The 21,222-nt window shown below is 30.7% G+C and carries 23 protein-coding genes; 11 read left to right on the forward strand and 12 right to left on the reverse strand.

All coding sequences use genetic code 11. From position 1 onward, the window contains the following. Positions 1-30: 30 nt before the first annotated feature. The 3 genes from V9L05_RS16470 to sdaAA all read right to left on the reverse strand — a co-directional run bounded on the left by V9L05_RS16470 (position 31) and on the right by sdaAA (position 2,366). Positions 31-639 carry a DUF4231 domain-containing protein gene (locus V9L05_RS16470; protein ID WP_338812935.1) on the reverse strand — a complete coding sequence of 203 codons (609 nt, stop codon included), beginning with the start codon at positions 637-639 and terminating at the stop codon, positions 31-33. 141 nt (positions 640-780) lie between these two features. Beyond that, positions 781-1,356, reverse strand: a complete 576-nt coding sequence (locus V9L05_RS16475) for a DUF6702 family protein (protein ID WP_338812936.1) — start codon at positions 1,354-1,356, stop codon at positions 781-783. Positions 1,357-1,457: 101 nt separating this feature from the next. Beyond that, positions 1,458-2,366, reverse strand: a complete 909-nt coding sequence (sdaAA, locus tag V9L05_RS16480; protein WP_338812937.1) for an L-serine ammonia-lyase, iron-sulfur-dependent, subunit alpha — start codon at positions 2,364-2,366, stop codon at positions 1,458-1,460. A gap of 230 nt (positions 2,367-2,596) precedes the next feature. On the opposite strand from sdaAA, the gene V9L05_RS16485 reads away from it, so the two are divergent. After that, positions 2,597-3,373: an OmpA family protein gene (locus tag V9L05_RS16485; protein WP_338812938.1), complete on the forward strand. Its 777-nt coding sequence runs from the start codon at positions 2,597-2,599 to the stop codon at positions 3,371-3,373. A gap of 79 nt (positions 3,374-3,452) precedes the next feature. On the opposite strand, the gene V9L05_RS16490 is transcribed toward V9L05_RS16485, so the two are convergent. The 3 genes from V9L05_RS16490 to V9L05_RS16500 all read right to left on the reverse strand — a co-directional run bounded on the left by V9L05_RS16490 (position 3,453) and on the right by V9L05_RS16500 (position 5,662). Further along, the gene (locus tag V9L05_RS16490; RefSeq protein WP_338792119.1) at positions 3,453-4,298 is read right to left on the reverse strand and encodes a class I SAM-dependent methyltransferase; all 846 of its coding nucleotides are present in this window, start codon (positions 4,296-4,298) and stop codon (positions 3,453-3,455) included. Between the two features lie 98 nt (positions 4,299-4,396). Next, positions 4,397-5,152 (reverse strand): hypothetical protein, encoded by a 756-nt coding sequence (locus V9L05_RS16495; RefSeq protein WP_338812939.1) that lies wholly within the window; start codon positions 5,150-5,152, stop codon positions 4,397-4,399. A gap of 36 nt (positions 5,153-5,188) precedes the next feature. After that, entirely contained in the window at positions 5,189-5,662 is a 474-nt protein-coding gene (locus V9L05_RS16500; protein WP_338812940.1) for a type I restriction enzyme HsdR N-terminal domain-containing protein, read from the reverse strand. Positions 5,663-5,868: 206 nt separating this feature from the next. Between V9L05_RS16500 and V9L05_RS16505 the strand changes: the two genes are divergently transcribed. From V9L05_RS16505 to V9L05_RS16520, 4 genes are all read left to right on the forward strand, one after another. After that, positions 5,869-6,642 carry an AMP nucleosidase gene (locus V9L05_RS16505; protein ID WP_338794224.1) on the forward strand — a complete coding sequence of 258 codons (774 nt, stop codon included), beginning with the start codon at positions 5,869-5,871 and terminating at the stop codon, positions 6,640-6,642. Between the two features lie 132 nt (positions 6,643-6,774). Next, positions 6,775-7,431, forward strand: a complete 657-nt coding sequence (locus V9L05_RS16510; RefSeq protein WP_338812942.1) for a hypothetical protein — start codon at positions 6,775-6,777, stop codon at positions 7,429-7,431. Positions 7,432-7,612: 181 nt separating this feature from the next. After that, a complete protein-coding gene (locus V9L05_RS16515; protein ID WP_338812943.1) occupies positions 7,613-8,281 on the forward strand; it encodes a hypothetical protein in 669 nt (222 codons plus the stop codon). A 170-nt stretch (positions 8,282-8,451) separates the two neighbouring features. After that, a complete protein-coding gene (locus tag V9L05_RS16520) occupies positions 8,452-9,438 on the forward strand; it encodes a hypothetical protein (RefSeq protein ID WP_338812944.1) in 987 nt (328 codons plus the stop codon). A 79-nt stretch (positions 9,439-9,517) separates the two neighbouring features. Here V9L05_RS16520 and V9L05_RS16525 read toward each other — a convergent pair whose 3' ends face one another. Next, positions 9,518-11,338 carry a caspase family protein gene (locus tag V9L05_RS16525; RefSeq protein WP_338812945.1) on the reverse strand — a complete coding sequence of 607 codons (1,821 nt, stop codon included), beginning with the start codon at positions 11,336-11,338 and terminating at the stop codon, positions 9,518-9,520. A gap of 113 nt (positions 11,339-11,451) precedes the next feature. Beyond that, on the reverse strand, positions 11,452-11,823 hold the full coding sequence (locus V9L05_RS16530; protein WP_338812946.1) for a hypothetical protein: 372 nt from the start codon (positions 11,821-11,823) through the stop codon (positions 11,452-11,454). A 278-nt stretch (positions 11,824-12,101) separates the two neighbouring features. Between V9L05_RS16530 and V9L05_RS16535 the strand changes: the two genes are divergently transcribed. Together V9L05_RS16535 and V9L05_RS16540 are read left to right on the forward strand one after the other, a co-directional pair. Further along, on the forward strand, positions 12,102-12,644 hold the full coding sequence (locus V9L05_RS16535; protein ID WP_338812947.1) for a redoxin domain-containing protein: 543 nt from the start codon (positions 12,102-12,104) through the stop codon (positions 12,642-12,644). A gap of 102 nt (positions 12,645-12,746) precedes the next feature. Further along, entirely contained in the window at positions 12,747-13,307 is a 561-nt protein-coding gene (locus V9L05_RS16540; RefSeq protein ID WP_338792110.1) for a redoxin domain-containing protein, read from the forward strand. Between the two features lie 49 nt (positions 13,308-13,356). Here V9L05_RS16540 and V9L05_RS16545 read toward each other — a convergent pair whose 3' ends face one another. The 4 genes from V9L05_RS16545 to V9L05_RS16560 form a co-directional block, all read right to left on the reverse strand. Then, on the reverse strand, positions 13,357-13,881 hold the full coding sequence (locus V9L05_RS16545; protein ID WP_338812948.1) for an AtpZ/AtpI family protein: 525 nt from the start codon (positions 13,879-13,881) through the stop codon (positions 13,357-13,359). After that, positions 13,829-14,311, reverse strand: a complete 483-nt coding sequence (locus V9L05_RS16550) for a polymer-forming cytoskeletal protein (RefSeq protein ID WP_338792108.1) — start codon at positions 14,309-14,311, stop codon at positions 13,829-13,831. The genes V9L05_RS16545 and V9L05_RS16550 overlap by 53 nt, the downstream gene beginning before the upstream one ends. Before the next feature lie 554 nt (positions 14,312-14,865). After that, positions 14,866-15,690, reverse strand: coding sequence for a hypothetical protein (locus V9L05_RS16555; RefSeq protein ID WP_338812949.1), 825 nt, complete (start codon positions 15,688-15,690; stop codon positions 14,866-14,868). Between the two features lie 201 nt (positions 15,691-15,891). Beyond that, the gene (locus tag V9L05_RS16560) at positions 15,892-16,320 is read right to left on the reverse strand and encodes an STAS/SEC14 domain-containing protein (RefSeq protein ID WP_338792106.1); all 429 of its coding nucleotides are present in this window, start codon (positions 16,318-16,320) and stop codon (positions 15,892-15,894) included. Positions 16,321-16,569: 249 nt separating this feature from the next. On the opposite strand from V9L05_RS16560, the gene V9L05_RS16565 reads away from it, so the two are divergent. The 4 genes from V9L05_RS16565 (at position 16,570) to V9L05_RS16580 (ending at position 21,133) form a co-directional block, all read left to right on the forward strand. Continuing rightward, positions 16,570-18,114, forward strand: a complete 1,545-nt coding sequence (locus V9L05_RS16565) for an MBOAT family O-acyltransferase (RefSeq protein ID WP_338812950.1) — start codon at positions 16,570-16,572, stop codon at positions 18,112-18,114. Between the two features lie 87 nt (positions 18,115-18,201). Then, positions 18,202-18,405, forward strand: coding sequence for a hypothetical protein (locus V9L05_RS16570; RefSeq protein ID WP_338812951.1), 204 nt, complete (start codon positions 18,202-18,204; stop codon positions 18,403-18,405). Positions 18,406-18,514: 109 nt separating this feature from the next. Beyond that, the gene (locus V9L05_RS16575) at positions 18,515-19,705 is read left to right on the forward strand and encodes a glycosyltransferase (RefSeq protein ID WP_338812952.1); all 1,191 of its coding nucleotides are present in this window, start codon (positions 18,515-18,517) and stop codon (positions 19,703-19,705) included. 186 nt (positions 19,706-19,891) lie between these two features. Next, on the forward strand, positions 19,892-21,133 hold the full coding sequence (locus V9L05_RS16580) for an ABC transporter permease (RefSeq protein ID WP_338792102.1): 1,242 nt from the start codon (positions 19,892-19,894) through the stop codon (positions 21,131-21,133). Positions 21,134-21,222: the final 89 nt, after the last annotated feature.

Below are 21,222 nucleotides of genomic sequence, written 5' to 3' on the forward strand. Positions count from 1 at the left end.
ATAATTTAAAAAAATAAATTACTAATTAATTTAAGATAATTTCTTTTCACGAGTTATGTTTTCATTATCTTCTTGTAAGGCAGGATTTTTTTGTTTTTTATCTGTTTTCTTATCTATTTGTTTCCAACGCTGTGTTTCAGAGTTCAAAATAGCTTCAATTTTTTCTACCAAACGAGGAAAAGCATCAGCTTCATCATACGGCTCACTGCGTGTCATGTACATATAACGCTCATGGCGCATCATTTCGCACGTTACTCGGTATTCTTTCCAAAGTTTGTGATGTTCATCCAATTCTAAAAAGCTATTCATAATTACTAAAGCAACACCAGCTAATGCAGCAACCACTTGCAAATAAACACCCAAATCATTTTCTTGAACAATTTTGAATGCTCCAAAAGTAATTACGACAGGAATAAGAGCTGCAATGATAGCTTCAGCTCTTTTTATACGCTTATATTTTTTCTTATTATCACTACTTTTTCTATCATACCAATTCATTTGAGCTACTAAACGTTCATTGATATACTCTTCATCACTCATAAGAGCAACTGTTCTTTCTAATGGATTGTGATTATAGGCTTGTCCAGAAAAATTAGCTTTTGAAGAGTTTTTTTCAGTAGAAGAGGAATTATTTTCCATAAAAAAAATAGTTAGTAGTGATAAGTGGTTAGTTATTTACTTCATAGTGTGAGTTTTGACAATCAAAATATATCAAAAAATAAAATCAAAAACCAATTTACATTTCTATTTACTTAAAAAAAATAAATTTTAGCAGATATTTTAAAATTTTATTGTTTGACTACGTTCATCATTTGTAAAATTTAGAAACTCTTTCGTTTTTTCTTTAGTCATATAAAGCATATTTCTTTGGTCATTAAATAAATCCATCAAAATCATATTTTTTATAGAAATAGATTCTTTTTCACTTGAATTTTCTTTTTCCAAAGTTCCATATATCCAAACTACATCTCCTTCAAACTCTAACCCAATATAATTTATCTCTGTTTTTTGAGAATTAATAGTTATATCGACTACCTTTTTTAGATACTCATAAATATATTTTTTGGCTTCTTTGTGTTGTGTTTTGGTAGAAAGGTTTGGTTTTTGTTTCTGAAAAGCAATTTCATAATTCTTTCGAAGTGCATTTTCCAAATCATCTATAAAAATTTTATGAGAGATTTGAATTTCTGTTTTTTCACCTTTTTCTTTAAAATCCATTTCTGTAATGCTCAAATGAATAGCGTGTTTTGGAACGAATGAGAAAAGACAAAAAGTTAGGAATAAAATAGTGTATAAATGTCGTTGGTAAGAACACCAACAACGACTGTGTTTCTTTGAATGCTGATTTTTTGACATGTTTTTATTTAAAATTATAAAACTAAATTTGCTACTACTAAAAGGAAAAACTAATTTCCGTAATCCGTAATCCGTAATCCGTAATCCGTAATCCGTAATTTCTAATTTTCTTCTTCCTCATCAGGAAGCATTTCAATATCATGAATCAAGACACGCTTTGAAATTTGCTGACCAGTAGAAGTTGCTGCAAGACCTCCCAAAGCCGTTTCTTTATATCTTGCTTCCATACTTTGTCCAATTTCGCCCATCGCAGCGACACATTCATCAACAGGAATAACAGCATTTACATTAGCCAGCGAAATTTGAGCCGAAGAAAAAGCAATAGCAGCAGCACTTGCATTTCTGACTACACAAGGAACTTCCACCAAACCAGCCACAGGGTCGCAAACCAAACCAAGCATACATTGAATTGTAATTGCCACAGCTCCAAAAACTTGATTTATATCTCCTCCCAAACAATATACCATTGCACCTGAAGCCATTGCAGCAGCACTTCCTGTTTCAGCTTGACAGCCACCAACAGCACCAGCTAAGGAAGCATTTTGTTCGATAATAAGCGCAATTCCAGCAGCCACCAAAAGTCCTTCTAAAATTTTACTTTCTTCTATTCCATGAATTTCCTGCAAAGTGTAAAGCGTTCCAGGTAAGATACCTGAAGCTCCAGCTGTTGGTGCAGCTACAATACGTCCCATACACGAATTAACCTCTTTTGCAGCTAACGCACGAGCTATCAAATGTTGAAATTCTAACGATAAAACAGGCGTAGGGTAGCGATAAACTTTTTTTGCACCATTGTTTATCATTCCAGAACGAGAAATCATTTCTTCTTTTAGACCTGTTTCGACGGCATCCTTCATCACACCAAAGGCTTTACTAAGGTTTTCAAAAATCTGTGTTTCTGATTTTCCTCTAAGCTGAGTTTCGTAATCTAAAACAGATTTATATAAAGGTTCGTTATTAGTTTCACAATGGTTTTGCCAGTCTTTAAATGAATCGAATAGTAATGACATAATTTTATTTTTTGTGTTGTGTATTCTATATGATGAACCATCAAAGAGGTGTTGTCGTCGTTGAGGTTTATAAATTTCAAAATCCTCGTTTGACGGCAAAGCCTAAACGACGGTTTAGCATTTAATAATAAGCTAATTTACCAAATTTCTATCCATTCGTATAACAAAATGAAATTGGTTTTGATTTTTTATATTTGCAAAGTAGCTTTCATCATTAAAAATTCTTCAAAATGAAAAAATGTATTCTGACTTTTCTGTTTTGTTTTTGTAGTTATTTATGCTTTGCTACTTGGATTGACCACCAACATTTCAAAACAGGCGAAACAGAATTGAATGAAGACGCAAAAAGAGAGTTGAATAAAGTAGTTATTTATCTCAAAGAACATCCTTTTGTCAATATAAAAATAAGTGGCTTTGCTGATAAATATGAATGTAAAGATTCCTTAGATGCTATTCGCTTAGGTTGGGAAAGGGCGCATAATTGTCAATATTATTTATCTCAAAGAGGAATTTCGAAGTGTAGAATGCCCATTTATTCTTATGGAAAAAATAGACCAACTGTACCTAGTGATATTAATGGAGTTCCGAATAAAGCAAATCAAGCTATAAATAGAAGAGTAGAAACTTTTCCTATTACTCCAAACTACAAAACGTATGTTTTTTATAAAGTAAATACTTATGATTCCTTATTGAAAGTTGTGGAAAGGTTGGATACGGAATACTATTTTTTAGAAAATACAGAATTGATTATTTTTCCTACTAGAGGCAATTATTCGAATCTTGAACAGGTTTTGAAATATAGTTTTAGATTTTTGGATCTTAACAATGTGCTTATTGATGCTAAATATTTAAAAGAAAGCTTTGAAAATGAAAATTTGATAGAAAGTTTGAAAAAATATAATTTTGATATAGCTATTGATGATGCTGGTTTATATATAGACGAAATTAAAGTTGATGAGAGCTTTAATTTCTATGTCTGTGTTCTTGAATGGACATGTGAAGAGTAATTTTATAGTAAAAAAAACAAAGCAGAACATAAATCGAATTATATTCTGCTTTAAAAAATAAGTGAAGTTATACCACAAATTACTTTTCAGCAACAATGACAATATTCCAAGCTAATCTATTTATTAGAGGAATTTTTAATAAAAAATTATCTAACGCTGAAAGAGGCTTAAACCACCAGCCGATTGTTTTTTCATTTTCTTTATAAATGCGTTTCCAATAACGCACTTTATTAGGATTGTAACGCTTTATCAAATAATAATATAAAAATAACCAAAGTGTAGAAAGCCAAAATTCTTTGTGATGAACATTGGAAAAAGTAGCTTTATATTTTTTTAGAATATCAAAACCCAGAGGCATTTCATCAATCGTTCTGACATCCATTGCCATTTTTCGATAAACATTAATGACAGGATTATATTTTATTGGATCCCACGTATAGAGTTTTCCACCCTTTCGTAAAAACTGATGTATATTTTCTAACCAAATAGTATGTTCAGATTCAGGAACGTGGTGCATTAGGTTTGCACAATAGACAATATCAAAATAATCTTTCTCAAAAACCATTTTTTCGGCAGGAGAAATCACAACATTAATTTTTACTCCATATTGTTTGGCTAACTCTTTTGCAAGTTCGCCCATTTGTGGAGAAATATCTGTATAGGTCACTTCTGCGCCTTGCATAGCAAAATAAACTGAGCTTTCGCCCAATCCTGCACCAACATCAAGTATTTTTTTACCTTGCAGATTGCCCATTTGCTCAATCATATAACGATTTTCGATGGCACAAAGTCCTTCAAAAAGTGCTACTACATCTATTTCTGCAAGGTCTTCGGAAGTTGCCCAATCGTCATGAAAATCAGCTTCTCTTTTGTGAAGGTCTTCATGTTTTCCTTGTTGCTCTAATTCTGTATTGCTAATTGCCATAAAACAGCTTTTTCTTTATGAATAAATAAGTATTCAAATTACGAATTGAAATTTTATGCAAAAATACGGAATTATAACTAAATCATTTTTATTAAAAATTAGTAAAGGTTATTTTGCTTCTTTATTCCAACAATTTCATTCAATTTTAGCTCTAAATTTTTTATGTAATCTAATGTTTTTTTGGGTGCAGGTTCTCTTCTATACAATTCTCTTTCGTTATCTTTTCTAATATCAATTTCTTGCAAAGGACGTTCTCCTAATTTTATTTTTGTTCCATTTTGTTGTGCAACATAAACTTCTAAGGTAATCAGATAATAATTTTCATCTGCTGTTGAAGTTCGTTTTGTTTCAAATTGTAATTCTGTTATTTCCGAAAAATTGATTTTTATAGCTTTTGTAAATGGTTGTTCTCTTACAAAAAAGACTTTATTAGTTGTGTCAATGATGGTTTCTCGCAAGGGTAAAAAATAAACAGCTAAAGTGATTACAAAAAATAAAATCCAAACAATGCTTCTAAAAATAGTATCAGTTACTTTATTATTCTTAAAAGCTGAAAAAGGAATATAAATAAGTGTCATCAAGACAAGCCAAATAATAAATGCAAAAAATAGTCGCCAACTACTATTTGCACGAACTAAAGGAGCGTTGAGAAAAATATACGAATCTGTTTTAAAGTATGCCCACCACGAAAAATATTCATTTTGAAAAGGCAATAAGATTTGTTTGACTTCTGTATCAGCGAAATGACTTAGTAAAATAGGAATTCCTTTTGCTAATCCAATCCAAAATAGAATTATGGCTACTAACCAAATCCAAGTAGAATAAGAAGTTTTAGTTTTTTGAGCATCTTTCATAAAAACGAAAATTTAGAAGAATTAATTTTTGTAAATCTAAAAAATAGGTAAATCTTTAATCATTTTATAAGAATTTGTAGCAGTAGTTTTTTCAAAAACTCCTAATTGCATTCCGTTGGTTATCATGACAAAAGGCGCATCAATACAATAATTATAAACAGCAACTTGTGAAAAAACATTAGAAGAAAGCGAAATATGAGCAGCTTTACACTCCACAACCAAAAAAGGATTTCCATTTCTATCAAAAATCAAAATATCAGTTCGTTTCTTACGCTCCTGAAAATGATGTTCACTTTCTATTTGCATTAAGTTTTTAGAGTAATTTTGAGAAAGTAGAAAATGAATGACATGCTGACGAACCCACTCTTCAGGAGTAAGTAAAATCCATTTTTTTCTTATTATATCAAAAATTTGATATTTTTTACTATTTTGGTCTGTAAGTTTGTCAGTAGTGTTTTCTACTAGCTTGATTTTGGCTTCAAAAGAAGGAATATTAAGTTTGGGAAACACGCTTTATAAAATTTTATATGAATTTATATGTATTTTTGAAGAAATGGCGATTTTATGTAAAAACGGAAAAGGTGTTCCTTTTCTCTACAAATTAAATTTTACTTCTAAAATCTAAATTTTAAATTCTAAATTTATTACCTAAACACACAACTACATTGGGAAAAAATTATACGACTTCGTATGAAGAAGATCACTCGCAACACGACATGTCTAAGAAAGAAAATATTGTCAAAGATTGGTTGCCACGTTATACAGGACGCAAGTTAGAGGATTTTGGTGAATTTATTTTACTTACCAATTTTATTGGTTATGTAGAAAAATTTGCTGAGCGTTTTGGCGTAGAAGTAAATGGAAGAGATAAGCCTATGCAAACAGCAACGGCTGATAATATTACGATTATCAATTTTGGAATGGGAAGTGCTATGGCTGCCACAGTTATGGATTTACTTTCTGCTATTGAGATAAAAGCCCTGTTGTTTTTGGGAAAATGTGGAGGCTTAAAGAAAAAAAATGAACTAGGAAGTTTCGTCTTGCCTATTGCTGCTATTCGTGGTGAAGGAACAAGTAACGATTATTTACCAAATGAAGTTCCTGCTTTGCCTTCTTTCCGTATTCACAAATCGGCTTCTATTGTTATCCGAAATCATCAATTAGACTACTATACAGGAACAGTTTATACAACAAACCGTAGAGTTTGGGAACACGATACAGGTTTTAAAAAATACTTGGAAGATATGCGTGTAATGGCAATTGACATGGAAACAGCTACCATTTTTACAGTTGGTTTTGTCAATGAAATTCCTCGTGGTGCGCTACTTATGGTATCAGATAATCCAATGATTCCAGAAGGAGTAAAGACTTCAAAAAGTGACTCCTCAGTTACATCATTATTTGCAGAACGTCATTTGCAAGTTGGAATTGAAACATTACAACGTATTGCAAAATCAGGAGAATCGATGAAACACATGAGATTTGAGTAATTTTTGGAGACTAGGAAATAGGGATGGGAATTGGGAATACAATTACACAAAAAATCATTTTAATTTAATGCCGTTGTTGGTGTTTTAGCGAAACGACACCAACAACCTCACAATTTACCATTCACAATTACTTTGAGTATTTTATCATTTTTTAAATTTTTACAGTCTAAGAAAAATCCTTTAGAAAATAAAGAAGTTTTAGCAAATTCTTCTTCTATTTCGAAGGATTTTTTAGTTCGAAACAAGGAAGTGAAAAAATATTTTTCAGAACCTTCTTATTCTGTTTCTCTTCCTAGCTTGAATTCAGAACTGATTTCTCCAAAAACGGTTTCTATTCCCAAATTTGAACAAACAGCTAGTTTTAGTCCTTTTTGGATTGCTTTTCCAGAACAAGAACAGGCAACAATTCAGACCGATTTAATTTCTCGTTGGACACTCACAAACAAAACACTAATTTATAAGCGAGAAGGAAAACAAAAACGTTTTATTCTTTCTCAAGTTGAAAAAATAGAACTTCGTTACAAACGTTTGATGTTTCCTTTGCTTTTGGGGGGAATTGGAGGAGCTTTTTCTATTGTTGCAAGTCTGAAAGGTTCTTTGAATCTTTGGATTGGAATGGGATTAGGAGCTGTTGGTTTACTCCTTTTTTATTATGGAGTCAAAGGACGTTATCAGTTAGAGATTTATATGAAAAGTAATGCTATTCATACTTTTTTTATAGAAGACAAAGGCAGAAACTGGGATGGTTTTTTTAAGAAATTGAATTATTTTTGGAGAGTGAATAGGTAAGTATCAATTACGAATTACGACCTGTTAAAGCAGCGAAGCTAATTAAAAATTACGAACTGAAACACAATACAAGTCAATTACGATCACAACTTATTGATTATAAAGCAATTAATAATTTTAAAATAGCAGTCTATTTAATTTATGTCTCTAATTGTATCTTCTCATTTAAAGAATCTTTGAAATGAATATCAAAATTTTTATTATTTTCTTCCTTTCTTATTTTGTTTGTTCTCATTTTGTGACTGCTCAAATAGATTCTACAAAGAGAAGTTTGTATTTGAAATGTGCAAATGAAGTCATTATTAATTATCCAAAAGATATAGATACTACAAAGATTACTTTTGAAGTAAAGGGAGGAGGAATAATAATAAATTCAGTTTCTAAAATTATTCTTATTCCTCATTCTGCCAAATCTACTTTACAAGTTTTGTATAATGGAAAAGAGCTTTTTAGTAGAAAATATAATGTAAAACTAGTTCCTGCACCTGAAATAAATTGTATTCTTACTAAAGATAAATTTCCTAGAAGGTTACGAGTAGATGTAATTCCAGATAAGAATTTTCTTAAAAATTGTCCTTTAGATGCTCGTTATTCTATTGAATTTACATCGATTTTAGTAAAAAACAATGAAGTAGTTATGAATGATTTATTTACAGAAAAAAAACAACAGCTTACTCAACAAGAGTGGTTTGCAATAAGAGAATTATTTAAGCAAGACCCAACTGCGAACTGGAGAATAATCATTGATAGATTTACTCCAAAGCAGATGAATTTTGAAGGAAGGATTCATTATATTTGTTATCCTGCAATTTATCGCTTCGATTATACTCTAGAATCCTTTGAAAGATAAAACAATCTCTCAAACAGCTTCCTCACAATTTTATTTTTTATCTTTAGGAATACCGATTTTCTCAACTAGGAATAATAATGAAATAAGTTGCTGTTTTCAACGAACTAACTGATAATAAATAGTTTAAATTCGTAATTTTTAATTCATAATTTCCTCTAACTACTTTATTTATGAAAACTACCAATTTATATTCTGTATTTTTTCTATTGCTACTTACTTTTTCAAGTGGTTTATTATTTTCGTGTGGAGGGACTGACCAAAAAGAAGCTACTGAAAGTAATGAAACAGACTCTGTAAGCATAGAAACTAAAAAAATTGTTGAAACAGTTAATCCATCAGAAGAATATCAGACTTTTGTATCTGCTTTAGACACTACAAAAATCAGTTCTTCCAAACAGGCTGCTGAAAAGTTTCAAGAATTATATGCCTCTGCTACACCTGAACAAGCTGATGAAGGTTTTCTGATTTTTGATAAATTATATACTTCTCTTGCCTATAATTTGGATGAGCAACACTACAAAAATGGAGAACAAAGTGGGCAATATGATAAATATGACCAAATTGCAGGAATATATAATGGCTATAATGATGGAAAAGATGCTTCACCTGAAATAATGGCTTATCATAAAGAACTTGCTAGTCATGGTTTCGGAATTGGAATGGTAGAAGGCTCAACTTTTATCCTTCAAAATAGAGATTTTCTAAAAGAATATTTTTATGACAAAATTTCTGAACCACTACAAAAATATCTTGTTCAGAAAAATAAAGAAGCAAAAGAAATGTTTGCAAGTGATGGAGGTTTGATTATTTCACCTACTCGTTTGGCAGAACGTATAATTTGGGCAGAGAATTTTATAAAAGAAAATCCTGATTTTTATTCTGAATTAATGGACGAATTGAAAGGTTCTAAAAAAATATATCTAACCTATCTTTTAGAAGGAATGGATAACACACCACTTTTTGATTATCAAACCAAAGAAATAACTCAAGATTTTCAAGAAGCTTATCAAACTGTTACAAGTAGTTATTCAGATACAGAAACGGCTACTATCATAAAACCTTATTATGAAGCTATCAAAAATAAAAATACCAAAAAACAAGAAGAATTGATAGCAAAATATCAAGCTGAAGGTAAAATTTATAAAAACGAATATTAAATTATAATAGCTGTTTGAAGCGTCGGACGCTTGAAACTTGCCGTTGTCGGTGTCTCACCGCCGACACAGAGCAAAAAAATCAAGAAAGACTTTTCTTAAATGCTTCAAACAGCTCTAAAAGACGAATATCTCCACTTGTAGATGCCAAAGGTTCGGCAGCTACATCTCTTGAAAAAGTTGGGCGATACAAATAACCTCCAGTAATATTATCTTTTCGTTCATAAAAATAAATGCTAGGAATATTATTGGTGTACGTATTTTTATCAAAAAATAAGGGCGAAAGGTTTAGTATTTCTTCTTGTAGATTGGTTTGTTTGGTAATACAGACCGAATGACTATCCGTATAATAACTCAAAGGTTCTTTTTTGATTTGTCCAGATTGGTTGGTGTCAGCAAAAAGATGATTCAAGGAATGAACAAAGTTAGCTTTACTGTTTTTGAGCTTAATAACACGAATACTTCTGATAGAAATGAGTTCGTAGTTAGTCAGGAAAGCTAATTGTTCTAAAATAATAGTCAAATGATTTTCAGCATCTAAACATTGATTTTCAATCATTTCATTATTCCATGTAGCTGCTTGTGTACGCCAATTTTGATACAAACTCTCTAAAGAATGATAGGCATCTTGAAATTTTGTTTCCTCAAATTCTTTTTTCCATTCTTGAAGTTCTGAAATATAAGGTATTCTATTATTTTTTAAAAATAACTCCAAAATTTCCTCTACTAAAGGCAAATATAATGAAGGTGTAGGATTATCTATTTCCTTAAAAAGAGAACTGAAAGTAGTAGACAGTAAAATAGAATGTTTTACTTTTTCGTCCCAAAGCTCTGCCAAAAGGAGATACGCCATATAACGCATAGTAGCAAAATAAGTACGCAAAATTTGATTTATTCTACCTAAATTTCGCTCTTGTTCGGAAGGCGAAGGCGCAAAAAGTCGTTTGAGTTCTTCGGCTATAAATAAAGGAAAATAACGTACAATCTGATTGGCTCGTTGAGTGAGTTGAAGATTTTCAGTGTAATTTGTATCGCCTTCATCATCTTCAAAATAAGAACTCAACTCATCATCAGCAAATGGATTTTCGATTTCTAAATCTCCTTCTTCTACAACTGTTCCGATTTGCAGATTTCTATATTTGGCAACAGCATAAAAAACAGGCAAAATAATATTTCTATTAAGCTGTGTAGAAGGAACAACTGTATTCGAATTATTTTTGGCAAAAATAAGTTCCTGAACCAAATTTGTATTTACTTGGCGAGGTTGAGGAAAACCTTTTGAAGTCAGATTTTTTTCTAATTGAAGATAAATATCACGCAAGGCAAGTTCTGTTTTGCGAATATTAATTCCATTTTCTAAAATATTTATAAACTCACTTGTAAAAGCTGAATATTCTTCTGCTGGAGGATATTTTGACGGAGTATTTTTCTTAGAAGAAGCCAAAACATAAAAATTAGTTTTGCGAAACTGCTCAAATGCTTTCTCACTAAAACATGCATCCAACACCAAAACAACCAATAATCTTTCTTTCTGAATAACTCTATTAATGGCATCAATAGAAACGCCTGTAAAAAAAATATCTTCTACTTTGGTTTCACTCGTACTTAAATAAAGATTAAACTCTTCATCCAATATTCCGTGTCCAGAATAATAAATAACCAAACTTTTTTGAGCGTTTTGAGCTGCTGTTTTGATTACTCGCAAAATTTCTTGAGGTTGAGCTGCATTATGAAGTGTGGTAATATTCTCCTTATTTATTCCAACAGTAGGCGAAGCAAGCACTTTTTCAAGTTTGTCGACATTGGTTTTGGCAGCAGCAAGGTCATGCAGCGACTCATCAGCAATATAACTGCTAATGCCTATCAAAACGGCTTGTGTCTTTGCTGCGTCTATTAACCTCATGAAATAAAGTAAGAATTTAGAATTTAGAAGTCAGAATTAAAATACAATTATAGTGAATTTAAAAAAAGTATTCTCTGCGTTCCTCTGTGAACCCTGTGTTTAAATAAAAAAAATTATTTTGAAAGAGAAGCTAGTTCTCTAATAAGGTCTGCTGATTGGTCATTAAGCTGTTTTGCATTTACTTTAAATTTTGTTCCATCAGCTTTTTCAAACTCAACTGTTATTTCTTCTCCTCTTTTGGTTTGTCCTTTTTGTGTAAACCAAGTTTGTAGAGCTTTTACAAGTTGAACCACGGCTGGTGCACCCAAAACAACAGCTAAAGTAGCTTCCATAGCTCCTCCTGCTTCGTCTTCTTTCAGTTCTGCACGTTCTTGATTTATTTTTTGATAATCCAAATCTTCATCATTTTCTAACCAATTTTTTAGATTTTTAGCTTCTTTGCTACTTTCTTCGTCTGCCAAAACGTGGATTTTTAGAGTATTCATAAAGAGTATTTTAGATTAAATGAAGTAATAAAAAAAACAAAATAACTTGTATAAATCCATTTCTTCTTTAGGGAAAGGATTTAAAACGCAATATATAAAAAAAAGAGTGCAATAATAAGCTATTTTGAGAAAAGAGTAAAGTGTAAAAACTTCGAAACCTATAATTTGTTAAGAATAAAAGAATAATTAATACATATCAGCTAACCAAGTAACCAAAACTGGTCTAAATACGTTATTTTGCTGAATTGTTTAGATATGACTCTCCAAAAATATTTATTATGCGTTTAAAAGCTGGTCAAACTGCACCTTTGTTTTCTTTAGAAGATATTTATGGCAGAAAAATAGATTTATCTTCCTATAAGGACAAAAATAAAAAAATCTTGATTTCTTTTTTCAGAAATGTAGCTTGCCCATTTTGTAATTTTAGAATTCATCAATTGACAAGAAAAAATGAAAAATGGAAAGACAAGCTAGAAATGATTTTTTTCTTAGAATCTAAAAAAGATGTTGTTTTGCGTAGCACATTTCATCAAGATGTTTCTCCTATTCCAATTATTAGTGATGAAAAAAAGGTTCTCTATCAAGAATATGGAATAGAAAAATCTACTTTCAAATTTTATGGAACTTTGCTTTCTGCAAAACATAGAACCACATTCAAGACAGCCAAAGAAATGGGGCTGGCTGTAGATTCTGGTGAGGAATTGACGAGAACTATTCCAGCTGATTTTTTATTAGATGAGAATCTAAATATCATAGAAGTCTATTATGGTGCTAGTGCAGCCGACCATTTGCCTTTTGAAAGAATAGAAGCTGTTTTATAGAAAGTTAAACTCATTTTTGTCTTTATTTTTACGAATAAACAATTGCCGTACTCACTTAGTATTTACTTTAGATTTTAATTCCTTTTACTTTAAAAAAAACTTATGTCTAACCGTTTAGAAACTGGTCAGCCAGCTCCTTTATTTTGCTTGACTGATATTTATGATAGAGAAATCGATTTGTCAGCTTATAAAAACAAAGGCAAAAAAATATTGATTTCTTTTTTTAGAAATGTAGCTTGCCCTTTTTGTAATTTTCGAATTCATCAATTGACAGCTAAAAATGACCAATGGAAAGATAGTTTGGAAATGATTTTCTTTTTGGAAGCAAAAAAAGACATAGTCTTGCGTAGCTCTTTTCATCAAGGAGTTTCTCCTATTCCGATTATTGCAGACTTTGGAAGAGCAACCTATCGAAAATATGGTACAGAAGTTTCTGCTGAAAAATTTAATGCCACCATTAATTCAAAAGAACAAATGGCTATTCATTCCAAATTAGTTGAAAAAGGTTATGAAATAGATTCTGGTGAAACTCAAATTCATTCTATTCCAGCTGACTTTTTAGTAGATGAAAATCTGAATATTATAAAAGCACATTATGGAAAAGATATTCCAGACCACTTGCCATTTAATCAAATAGAAGAACTTGTTTTTGGAAATAAATAATATGAAAACAAGCAAATGAAAAAGTCCAAAAAATAACTCATTCCTTGATTTATTTTTTGGACTTTTTAGCTTGCTCTTCCTCAGCTTTTCTGTCAGTATTGAGTTGCATAATAAGATGTGCAAACGTAGCTGTTAAACCAAGTAAAATGAGTGTAATTGTAAAGAAAGGAAAGCTAAACTCTAATTTTTTATCTAACCAATTTCCTCCAAAACCTCCTAAAATTACAGAACCTATCATCTCCATTCCAATACTAGAGTATTTGATATATTTATTAGATCCTTTTTTTAGAGCCTCTTCTCTTTTTTTAGAAGCAACATCTAATTTTTCTGTATAAGAGTTTTTAAAAGTAGGAACAGGTTCTATATTTTCTACAGAAATTGTTTTGCTAATCTTATCGGTATCAGTATTAAAATTTTTATTCAATTCTTCTTCAAATTCCCTATCTAATTTATCTTCAGTTTCTTTCAATTGTCTATGAAATTTATCTTCTAAATCAGAGAATTTATCTGATGAGTTTGAATTATCTTGAGGTTTGAAGTTCTCGTTCTGATTTTTGTTCGATTTGTCGTTCATTCTTTTTACCGTTTATTCCAGAATTAGAAGAGCTATTTAGAGTTGGATTTTGTAATGAGGTTGTTACTTTTGGAGCTTCTCCTACTTTGCACTGACCATTTATTTTAGCACCTGGTTCAGTTATCATGCGCAGCGCACAAACATCACCATTAATAACAGCATTTGCTTTCAAGATAAGCAGTTCAGCAATAAAAAGATTTCCTGTAACTTCGCCTTCTATTTCTGCATTACTAGATACAAGATTTCCCTTTAGGTTTGATCCACTTCCTAAAGCTACTTTAGATTTGGATGTGATATTTCCGTTGATTTCTCCATCAATTCGAATATTTCCTTGTGTTATCAGGTCACCTATAATTTTAGTGCCTTTACCTATAATATTGTTTGCTTCTACCTCTGTTGAGCCTACTGTTTGTTTTTTCGATTGGAACATAGCCATAAATATTTTTTATTTTAATGATTTGTACAAGATAGCTTTTGCTATTCTGTTTGCTTAATTAACCTTTAAATCAATTCTGTGTAAATTTTTTTATAATCTATTATTTATGTAGGATAGTCTCTATGTTTGTATTTTGCAAATGTAATCAAATCACACGAGTTTTTATAAAATATATAAATTTGATTTTTTGCAAACAAATAACTGTTTTTTATTAAAATTGTGGTAGAATAATTTGCTGTTCTGCACTGAAATAGAAAGGCAATTTGTCTCTTTTATTTTAAAAATACAAATAATTCTTGTATTAAAGGAATTTATTATAAAAAAATGCTCAAAATTCGCTCTGCATACTAATTACTTCTGAGTAATTCTAAGTAAACTTGGGATTGGCAATAATCTATGTCGTCGGGGAAACACCAGTTATCTGCTATTTTATTTTTTATACCAATTTACCATTAATCTACATTCTGTCTAGCAAAAAAGCCTTTTGCAAAAAAACGCAAAAGACTTTATTTAAATTGTATTCTGAGACTACTAAACAAGAATAGCTTTTAGTTAGCTGCTCTTGCTTGGAGTTTAGTTCCGATTCTTACACCAACCGAAATATCCATAGAAAAAAGTTTGTACTGTCTTTCTAAATCTAAAAAATCTAATCCCAATTCTATCCAATCATCAGTAAAGGGGGTTGGACGTTTATCTATGAGTTTATTTGAAATAAGTCTTGCACCTACCCCAAAATAAAAGTTGCTTGTCCATGTCTTGACGAACTTTCCTTTCCAACCTTTACTATATTGTATTCCTATAGAACACCTTCTGACTCTATAATCTGATTCATAACTAACTCCTGCCACTGTCCAACTTTGCGTTGTTGGATCAAAAAAATATTCATCATATACTATTTGTTTCTCCTTATAATTCATATTTCGAAACATAAATTTTATGGCGTGATAGGAAGCCTTTTGAGGATTGTTTGTTGTATAAAATCGTATTTCAGGTTTTATAACGTAACTAGGATAATTAGAATGAGGTAAAGGAATTCCACTATTTTCTAGATTTCTTTCTTTTCTGAAGTTTAGGATATATCCTATGTCTGTATAAAGAGAAACTTTATCTTCTAAAAAATATTCTGTTCCAAAATAAACTGTTGCAAAAGGTTCTAGAAGAGCAATAGGAGAAAGATAAAAATCTAGGTCAGATTTTTTATAATTAGAATAAATAAATTGTTGCTTTACTTTTCTTTTTATAATAATTGTATCGTACTCATACTCATCTTCTATTACATCTACTTGAGCATAGCTATTTGTAAAATAAAAAAAGAATATTGTTAAAGTTGAAATGAAATAAATACAATTGTATTTTAAGTATATAAAATTCATATTGTTTTTTATTTAAATATTGTAGTGTAAGTTATTTTTTCTTAAAAGAATAAATAATTACTTAGTAAATTTAAATAACTACGAAGACTAAACAATCTTTGTGGCAAAATCTAAAAAAATAAAATTTTTTTTCCTTATCCTAGAAATAAAAAACAGATTTAAAATACCGTGTGGTTATTTGAATCTGTTTTTTAAATAAAGTTAGGCAGCATTTTTTATCCATTCTCTAGCTTCTTCTTCACTTTCAAAATATTCGGCATTTATTTTTATGTTGGCTTTATCAACTACACCTAAGATAACATTCATCATGTTTTCTTGAAACTTTGTTTTAGGCTTTACTATTCCTACAGTTACATCTTTCTCTGCCATCGCATAAAATTTAGGCGCAAAATAAGAAGCAAACCAACTGCGAGCTGAAAAAGGAACAGAAAGTGGAAAGTTTTTATCGTCTACTACAGAGAGAATAATTTTTCTATACGGTTTTGTTTCACTACTTTCTAATATAGCAGAATAGGCAGCTTTGTAATCTTCTTCGGTTACTTTTTTTTGTAATCGAATAAGATAGTAATTTGTTTCTGTATCAATATAAGAACTAGCACATTCATCGACACTTTGATAAAGTAGATGCATATTTTAATTTTATTTGGGGGTAAAGTTAGATAAAATGATAGTGTTAGGTTAAAGTTAGAAAATATACGAAAAAAATAAATCAAATTTGTTTTTTCTACATAAAGCACAATCAAATTTGTAGTGCTTTTCATTTTAATTTTAATTTTTTCCATTTTTTCTAAAATAGAATCCTTTTTTTTAGTAGTTTTGAAACTGTTTTGCTAATAACCATTATCCAACCAAACGTACAAACTGATTTCTTTAGCCTCTATGGAAAGTATTTGGAAAAGTATTTTATTGTACAAAGAAAATGACCCACTGATTTTTACGAAAGTATTGTTTTGGTTTTTCTTTGCGCTCGTACTTTTCGTTTATCAGTTTGCAAAAGATAAACAGATTGCCAGAACTTCTTTTCTAGCTATTTTTAGTCTTTATTTTTATTATTTATCAAGTGGTTGGTTTTTTCTACTTCTGATTTTTTCTACTATTGTAGATTATTTTATTGGGGAATCTATTTTTAAAAGTGAAGACGAAAAACATCGGAAATTACTTGTTACACTTAGTGTAGTTATTAATTTATCAGTCTTAGCTTATTTTAAATATACTTTTTTCTTTGTCGATTCTCTTAATACCACTTCTGAATGGATTTCAGGAACTTCTTGGGATATTGCCAAAACAGACTATTTTTCTTATTTCCTCAACCTTATTGTAGGAAAGCCTTATTTTGATACCACTTCTATTTTCCTTCCTGTTGGTATTTCGTTTTATACCTTTCAGACAATAAGTTATTCTATAGATATTTATAGAAGGCAGCTAGAACCTGTCAAAAATATAGTAGATTTTGGGTTTTATGTGAGCTTTTTTCCTCAACTTGTCGCAGGACCTATTGTGAGAGCATCTGAGTTTGTACCACAGATTTATAAAAAATACAAACTTTCAAGTACAGAATATAATGAAGCTATTTTTCTGATTATCAATGGTTTGGTTAAGAAAATGTTGATTTCAGATTATATTTCGGCTAATTATGTCGACAGAGTTTTTGCAGAGCCATTTCAATACACAGGCTTTGAAAATCTGATGGCTGTTTATGGTTATGCGATTCAGATTTATTGCGATTTTTCGGGTTATACAGATATTGCGATTGGTGTAGCTTTGCTTTTAGGTTTTCGTTTGCCTATTAATTTCAATTCTCCTTACAAATCTGTAAGTATTACTGATTTTTGGCGTAGGTGGCATATTTCGCTTTCTTCTTGGCTGCGTGATTATTTATATATTCCTTTAGGTGGAAATAGAAAAGGCAAAGCAAGAACGTATGTGAACCTATTTCTGACTATGCTTTTAGGTGGACTTTGGCACGGAAATGCTTGGCGTTTTGTGATTTGGGGTGCGCTTCATGGAGTTGCTTTAGCTGTTCATAAACTTTGGCTTACTTTTGTAGATATTCCAGAATCTTGGCAAAAGTCAAAGGTTTATAACTTGATAATGCTCATCATTACCTTTCATTTTGTCTGTTTTTGTTGGATGTATTTTCGTGCTGCCGATGTTGCGACAGTCAATTTAATGTTAGAACAGATTTTTTATAAGTTCGAATTTGCAGGGATTTTTGAGAGGATTGCAGCATATAAAACTATTTATGCCGTCTTGCTTTTAGGTTTCATTGTTCATTGGTTGCCAGAAGATATAAAAGCAGCGACACGAATTGCCTTTGCAGACCTTCCAGATGTTGTGAAAGCAATTATTATTGTAGCTATTCTGTTAGTTTTATTTCAATTTAAAACAGCAGGGATTCAGCCGTTTATTTATTTTCAGTTTTAAGATTTGAAAAATAAATCTTGTGAATAATTTGATGATAAATCAGTATATTTGTAAAGAAGAGTTTAGTAAGAAATAATTTATAAAAATATGGAAGCAATAGAAATATATGGACAAATAAACGAAGAAGGAAATGTAATTTTAAATACTCCCTTAACTATTCGTAACAAAAGAGTACGAATAATTCTTTTAGTCGAAAATGAATCAGATTTAGAAAATGAGTTGATAGAAGGTTATAAAGCTACTTATCAAGAAGATTTAGAGATAAGTAATGATTTTGAAAATTTAAAATAAAAAAGCATTTATCCTGCCTTTCATCATACAAATTATAAAAATCACTCTCTAATCAAATAAGTGTATTTTTTACCTCACTCTACTCATTTTTTGGCTCTACATTTTCGTTTTGCTTTTCGTTCTTTACGGTTGGTACAAAGAAGGTATTTTTAATAATGTCGTTGGTGGGTACACCGACAACGGCAAAAATTATATAGAAAAAAACAAAATCCGTTTTTCTGTTTTGATTCCTGTTCGAAATGAAGCTCAAAATATTGCAGCTTTATTAAATGATTTGACTCTGCAGGATTTAGATACTAATAATTTTGAAGTTTTAGTTTTAGATGATAATTCGGATGATGAAACGGCAAAAATTGTAAACGATTTAATCCAAAAAATGCCGTATTCTCTACGGCTTATTCCTGTCATTTCTACTCCAGCTACTAATTCTGCCCACAAAAAACGAGCAATTACTTTAGGTGTTTCGAAGGCAAATTTTGAATATATTATTACGACTGACGGAGATTGTAGAGTTCAAAAAAGTTGGCTTTCCACTTTTTCAAATTTCATTGATTATAAAGAAAAAAGAGATGAAAAAGCCTTTTTTATTGCTGGAGCTGTTCGTTTAAATTATAAAAGAGATTTTTTTGCAGCTTTACAGGCTTCTGAATTTGCTACATTAATTGGCTCAGGAGGTGCTGCTCTCAATTTGGGTTTTCCTTTTACATGCAATGGGGCAAATATGGCATACTCCAAGGAGCTTTTTGAAGAACTGGGAGGATATGAAAATCAAGAGAAAAGCAATACTATAAAAGATGGTTATCAAATCTCGTCTGGAGATGATGAGTTTTTATTACATAAATTTCACAAAGTTTATCCTAAGAATATTTTTTTCTTAAAATCAGATAAAGCAATCGTTGAAACAGAAGCAACTCAAACTTGGAATCATTTTTATAATCAGCGCAAACGTTGGGCAAGTAAATGGAATCAACATAAAAAAATAAGTCATGCAGCAATTAGCATGTTTGTGTTTTTGGTTCAAGTTTTTACTTTATTAATGTTTGTTTTTATGGCTTTTGATATATTTACAACTGATTTTTATCTAACAAACTCAGAACTAAGAAAGTATCTTTATCTTACTTTTTTTATTAAAACGAGTACAGAATTTCTGTTTTTGTTTTCTGTATTGCATTTTTTGAGACAACTAAAAGCAATTTTTACACTGCCTTTTTGGTGGATGTTTTATAGTTTTTATGCTATATTTTTTGGAATTGCTGCACAGAAAAAAGGCTATAATTGGAAAGGTAGAAGAACAAAATAGTAAACAAATGTAACTAATGCTAAGTAATCTGACTTTATCAATCGTTTATTTTAAATAAGAATAGTTTTTATGTTACTTTCTTAGTAAATTAGTCGTTTAAAGTAATTTCTAGCAATGGAAAAGAAAAAACACCAATATTTTTTTATTTCCATTCTCAATTAATATTGCATTCGTTTATTTCTCTAAATGGCAGCAGAATTTGAGCATATATCGCCTTCTTCACAAATACGCAAACGCTTATTAAAACACAAACCAGCCATGTTTGGGCTTTTTGTCATTTTATTTGCTGTTTTTGTAGCCCTTGCAGGTCATACAATTATGCCTGACAAAACCCCAAATGCAAATGATGGAGCTGTGCAGATAGGTAAAGAATTGCCTATTTTTGAAACAAAAATGTTGAAGTTTAGAAAACGAATTTCTACTGAACATACAGGTTTTTTTGAAAGTATTTATAATGGCGATGAAACTGACTACACAATTACCCCAATAGATACCTTTAGGATTGTGGGAGATACAGTATTTTTTAAAATTTATGGAAGAGAGAAAAAAGAACTTTCCTATTCGCTCATTTATGCTACTAAACCCGTTTTTGCAGGTGTTTCAGGACTGCTTTCAGATGATTCTCTTAACTATAACTATCAAATAAAAGGTGACACAGTGCGCTATGTTGATATTCAGAAAAGAATACGAACAACGACTTTATTTGAGCTGGCAGAAGAATTCCAAAAAGAAAATATAGAAACTCGTACGTATTGGCTCGGAACTGACCGTTCGGGTAGAGATATTTTAAGTCGTTTGATGTATGGAACACGAATTTCTCTTACTATTGGTGCAATTGCTGTTTTGATTTCACTCGTTTTGGGAGTGAGTTTGGGCGCAATTTCTGGTTATTTTGGTGGTTGGATAGATAGTATTATTCATTGGTTTATGACAGTAGTGTGGTCTATTCCTAGTATTATGCTTGTAATTGCCATTACCATTGTACTTCAAAGTAAAGGAATTTGGGTTGCTTTTGTCGCTGTTGGTCTGACGATGTGGGTAGAAATTGCTCGTATTGTAAGAGGAAAAATCAAAACAATTAAAAGGAAACCATTTATCGAAGCTACACACGCTTTTGGAATGAGTCATTGGAGAATTATTTTTAGACATATTTTGCCTAATATGTTGGGAGAAATAGTAGTGGTTACGACTTCAAATTTTGCAGCAGCTATTTTGATAGAAGCAGGTTTGAGCTTTTTAGGCTTGGGTGTTCAGCCTCCTACACCTTCTTGGGGAATGATGGTTTCGGAAGGGTATTCTGTTATCGGAACAAGTAATAGTTGGCATTTGATTGTCTTTCCAAGTCTTTGTATTAGTATTTTAGTTCTTGCTTTTAATCTTTTAGGAAATGGTCTGAGAGATGCCTATGACCCAAATACTAGAAGCTAAACTGTATTTCTTCATACTGCACAACAAAAAACCTAGAGCAAAATAATATGTTCTAGGTTTTTTTTGATTACAAAGTATTTATTGCAAGT

Source organism: Bernardetia sp. Wsw4-3y2 (assembly GCF_037126295.1).
In the GTDB taxonomy this organism is placed as follows: domain Bacteria; phylum Bacteroidota; class Bacteroidia; order Cytophagales; family Bernardetiaceae; genus Bernardetia.

What these genes read in the sequence shown, in the direction of transcription:
- V9L05_RS16470 (WP_338812935.1), bottom strand. Translation starts at nt 639, where the DNA reads ATGGAAAATAATTCCTCTTCTACTGAAAAAAACTCTTCAAAAGCTAAT.
- V9L05_RS16475 (WP_338812936.1), bottom strand. Translation starts at nt 1,356, where the DNA reads ATGTCAAAAAATCAGCATTCAAAGAAACACAGTCGTTGTTGGTGTTCT.
- sdaAA (WP_338812937.1), bottom strand. Translation starts at nt 2,366, where the DNA reads ATGTCATTACTATTCGATTCATTTAAAGACTGGCAAAACCATTGTGAA.
- V9L05_RS16485 (WP_338812938.1), top strand. Translation starts at nt 2,597, where the DNA reads ATGAAAAAATGTATTCTGACTTTTCTGTTTTGTTTTTGTAGTTATTTA.
- V9L05_RS16490 (WP_338792119.1), bottom strand. Translation starts at nt 4,298, where the DNA reads ATGGCAATTAGCAATACAGAATTAGAGCAACAAGGAAAACATGAAGAC.
- V9L05_RS16495 (WP_338812939.1), bottom strand. Translation starts at nt 5,152, where the DNA reads ATGAAAGATGCTCAAAAAACTAAAACTTCTTATTCTACTTGGATTTGG.
- V9L05_RS16505 (WP_338794224.1), top strand. Translation starts at nt 5,869, where the DNA reads ATGTCTAAGAAAGAAAATATTGTCAAAGATTGGTTGCCACGTTATACA.
- V9L05_RS16515 (WP_338812943.1), top strand. Translation starts at nt 7,613, where the DNA reads ATGAATATCAAAATTTTTATTATTTTCTTCCTTTCTTATTTTGTTTGT.
- V9L05_RS16520 (WP_338812944.1), top strand. Translation starts at nt 8,452, where the DNA reads ATGAAAACTACCAATTTATATTCTGTATTTTTTCTATTGCTACTTACT.
- V9L05_RS16525 (WP_338812945.1), bottom strand. Translation starts at nt 11,338, where the DNA reads ATGAGGTTAATAGACGCAGCAAAGACACAAGCCGTTTTGATAGGCATT.
- V9L05_RS16530 (WP_338812946.1), bottom strand. Translation starts at nt 11,823, where the DNA reads ATGAATACTCTAAAAATCCACGTTTTGGCAGACGAAGAAAGTAGCAAA.
- V9L05_RS16535 (WP_338812947.1), top strand. Translation starts at nt 12,102, where the DNA reads ATGCGTTTAAAAGCTGGTCAAACTGCACCTTTGTTTTCTTTAGAAGAT.
- V9L05_RS16540 (WP_338792110.1), top strand. Translation starts at nt 12,747, where the DNA reads ATGTCTAACCGTTTAGAAACTGGTCAGCCAGCTCCTTTATTTTGCTTG.
- V9L05_RS16545 (WP_338812948.1), bottom strand. Translation starts at nt 13,881, where the DNA reads ATGAACGACAAATCGAACAAAAATCAGAACGAGAACTTCAAACCTCAA.
- V9L05_RS16550 (WP_338792108.1), bottom strand. Translation starts at nt 14,311, where the DNA reads ATGTTCCAATCGAAAAAACAAACAGTAGGCTCAACAGAGGTAGAAGCA.
- V9L05_RS16555 (WP_338812949.1), bottom strand. Translation starts at nt 15,690, where the DNA reads ATGAATTTTATATACTTAAAATACAATTGTATTTATTTCATTTCAACT.
- V9L05_RS16560 (WP_338792106.1), bottom strand. Translation starts at nt 16,320, where the DNA reads ATGCATCTACTTTATCAAAGTGTCGATGAATGTGCTAGTTCTTATATT.
- V9L05_RS16565 (WP_338812950.1), top strand. Translation starts at nt 16,570, where the DNA reads ATGGAAAGTATTTGGAAAAGTATTTTATTGTACAAAGAAAATGACCCA.
- V9L05_RS16570 (WP_338812951.1), top strand. Translation starts at nt 18,202, where the DNA reads ATGGAAGCAATAGAAATATATGGACAAATAAACGAAGAAGGAAATGTA.
- V9L05_RS16580 (WP_338792102.1), top strand. Translation starts at nt 19,892, where the DNA reads ATGGCAGCAGAATTTGAGCATATATCGCCTTCTTCACAAATACGCAAA.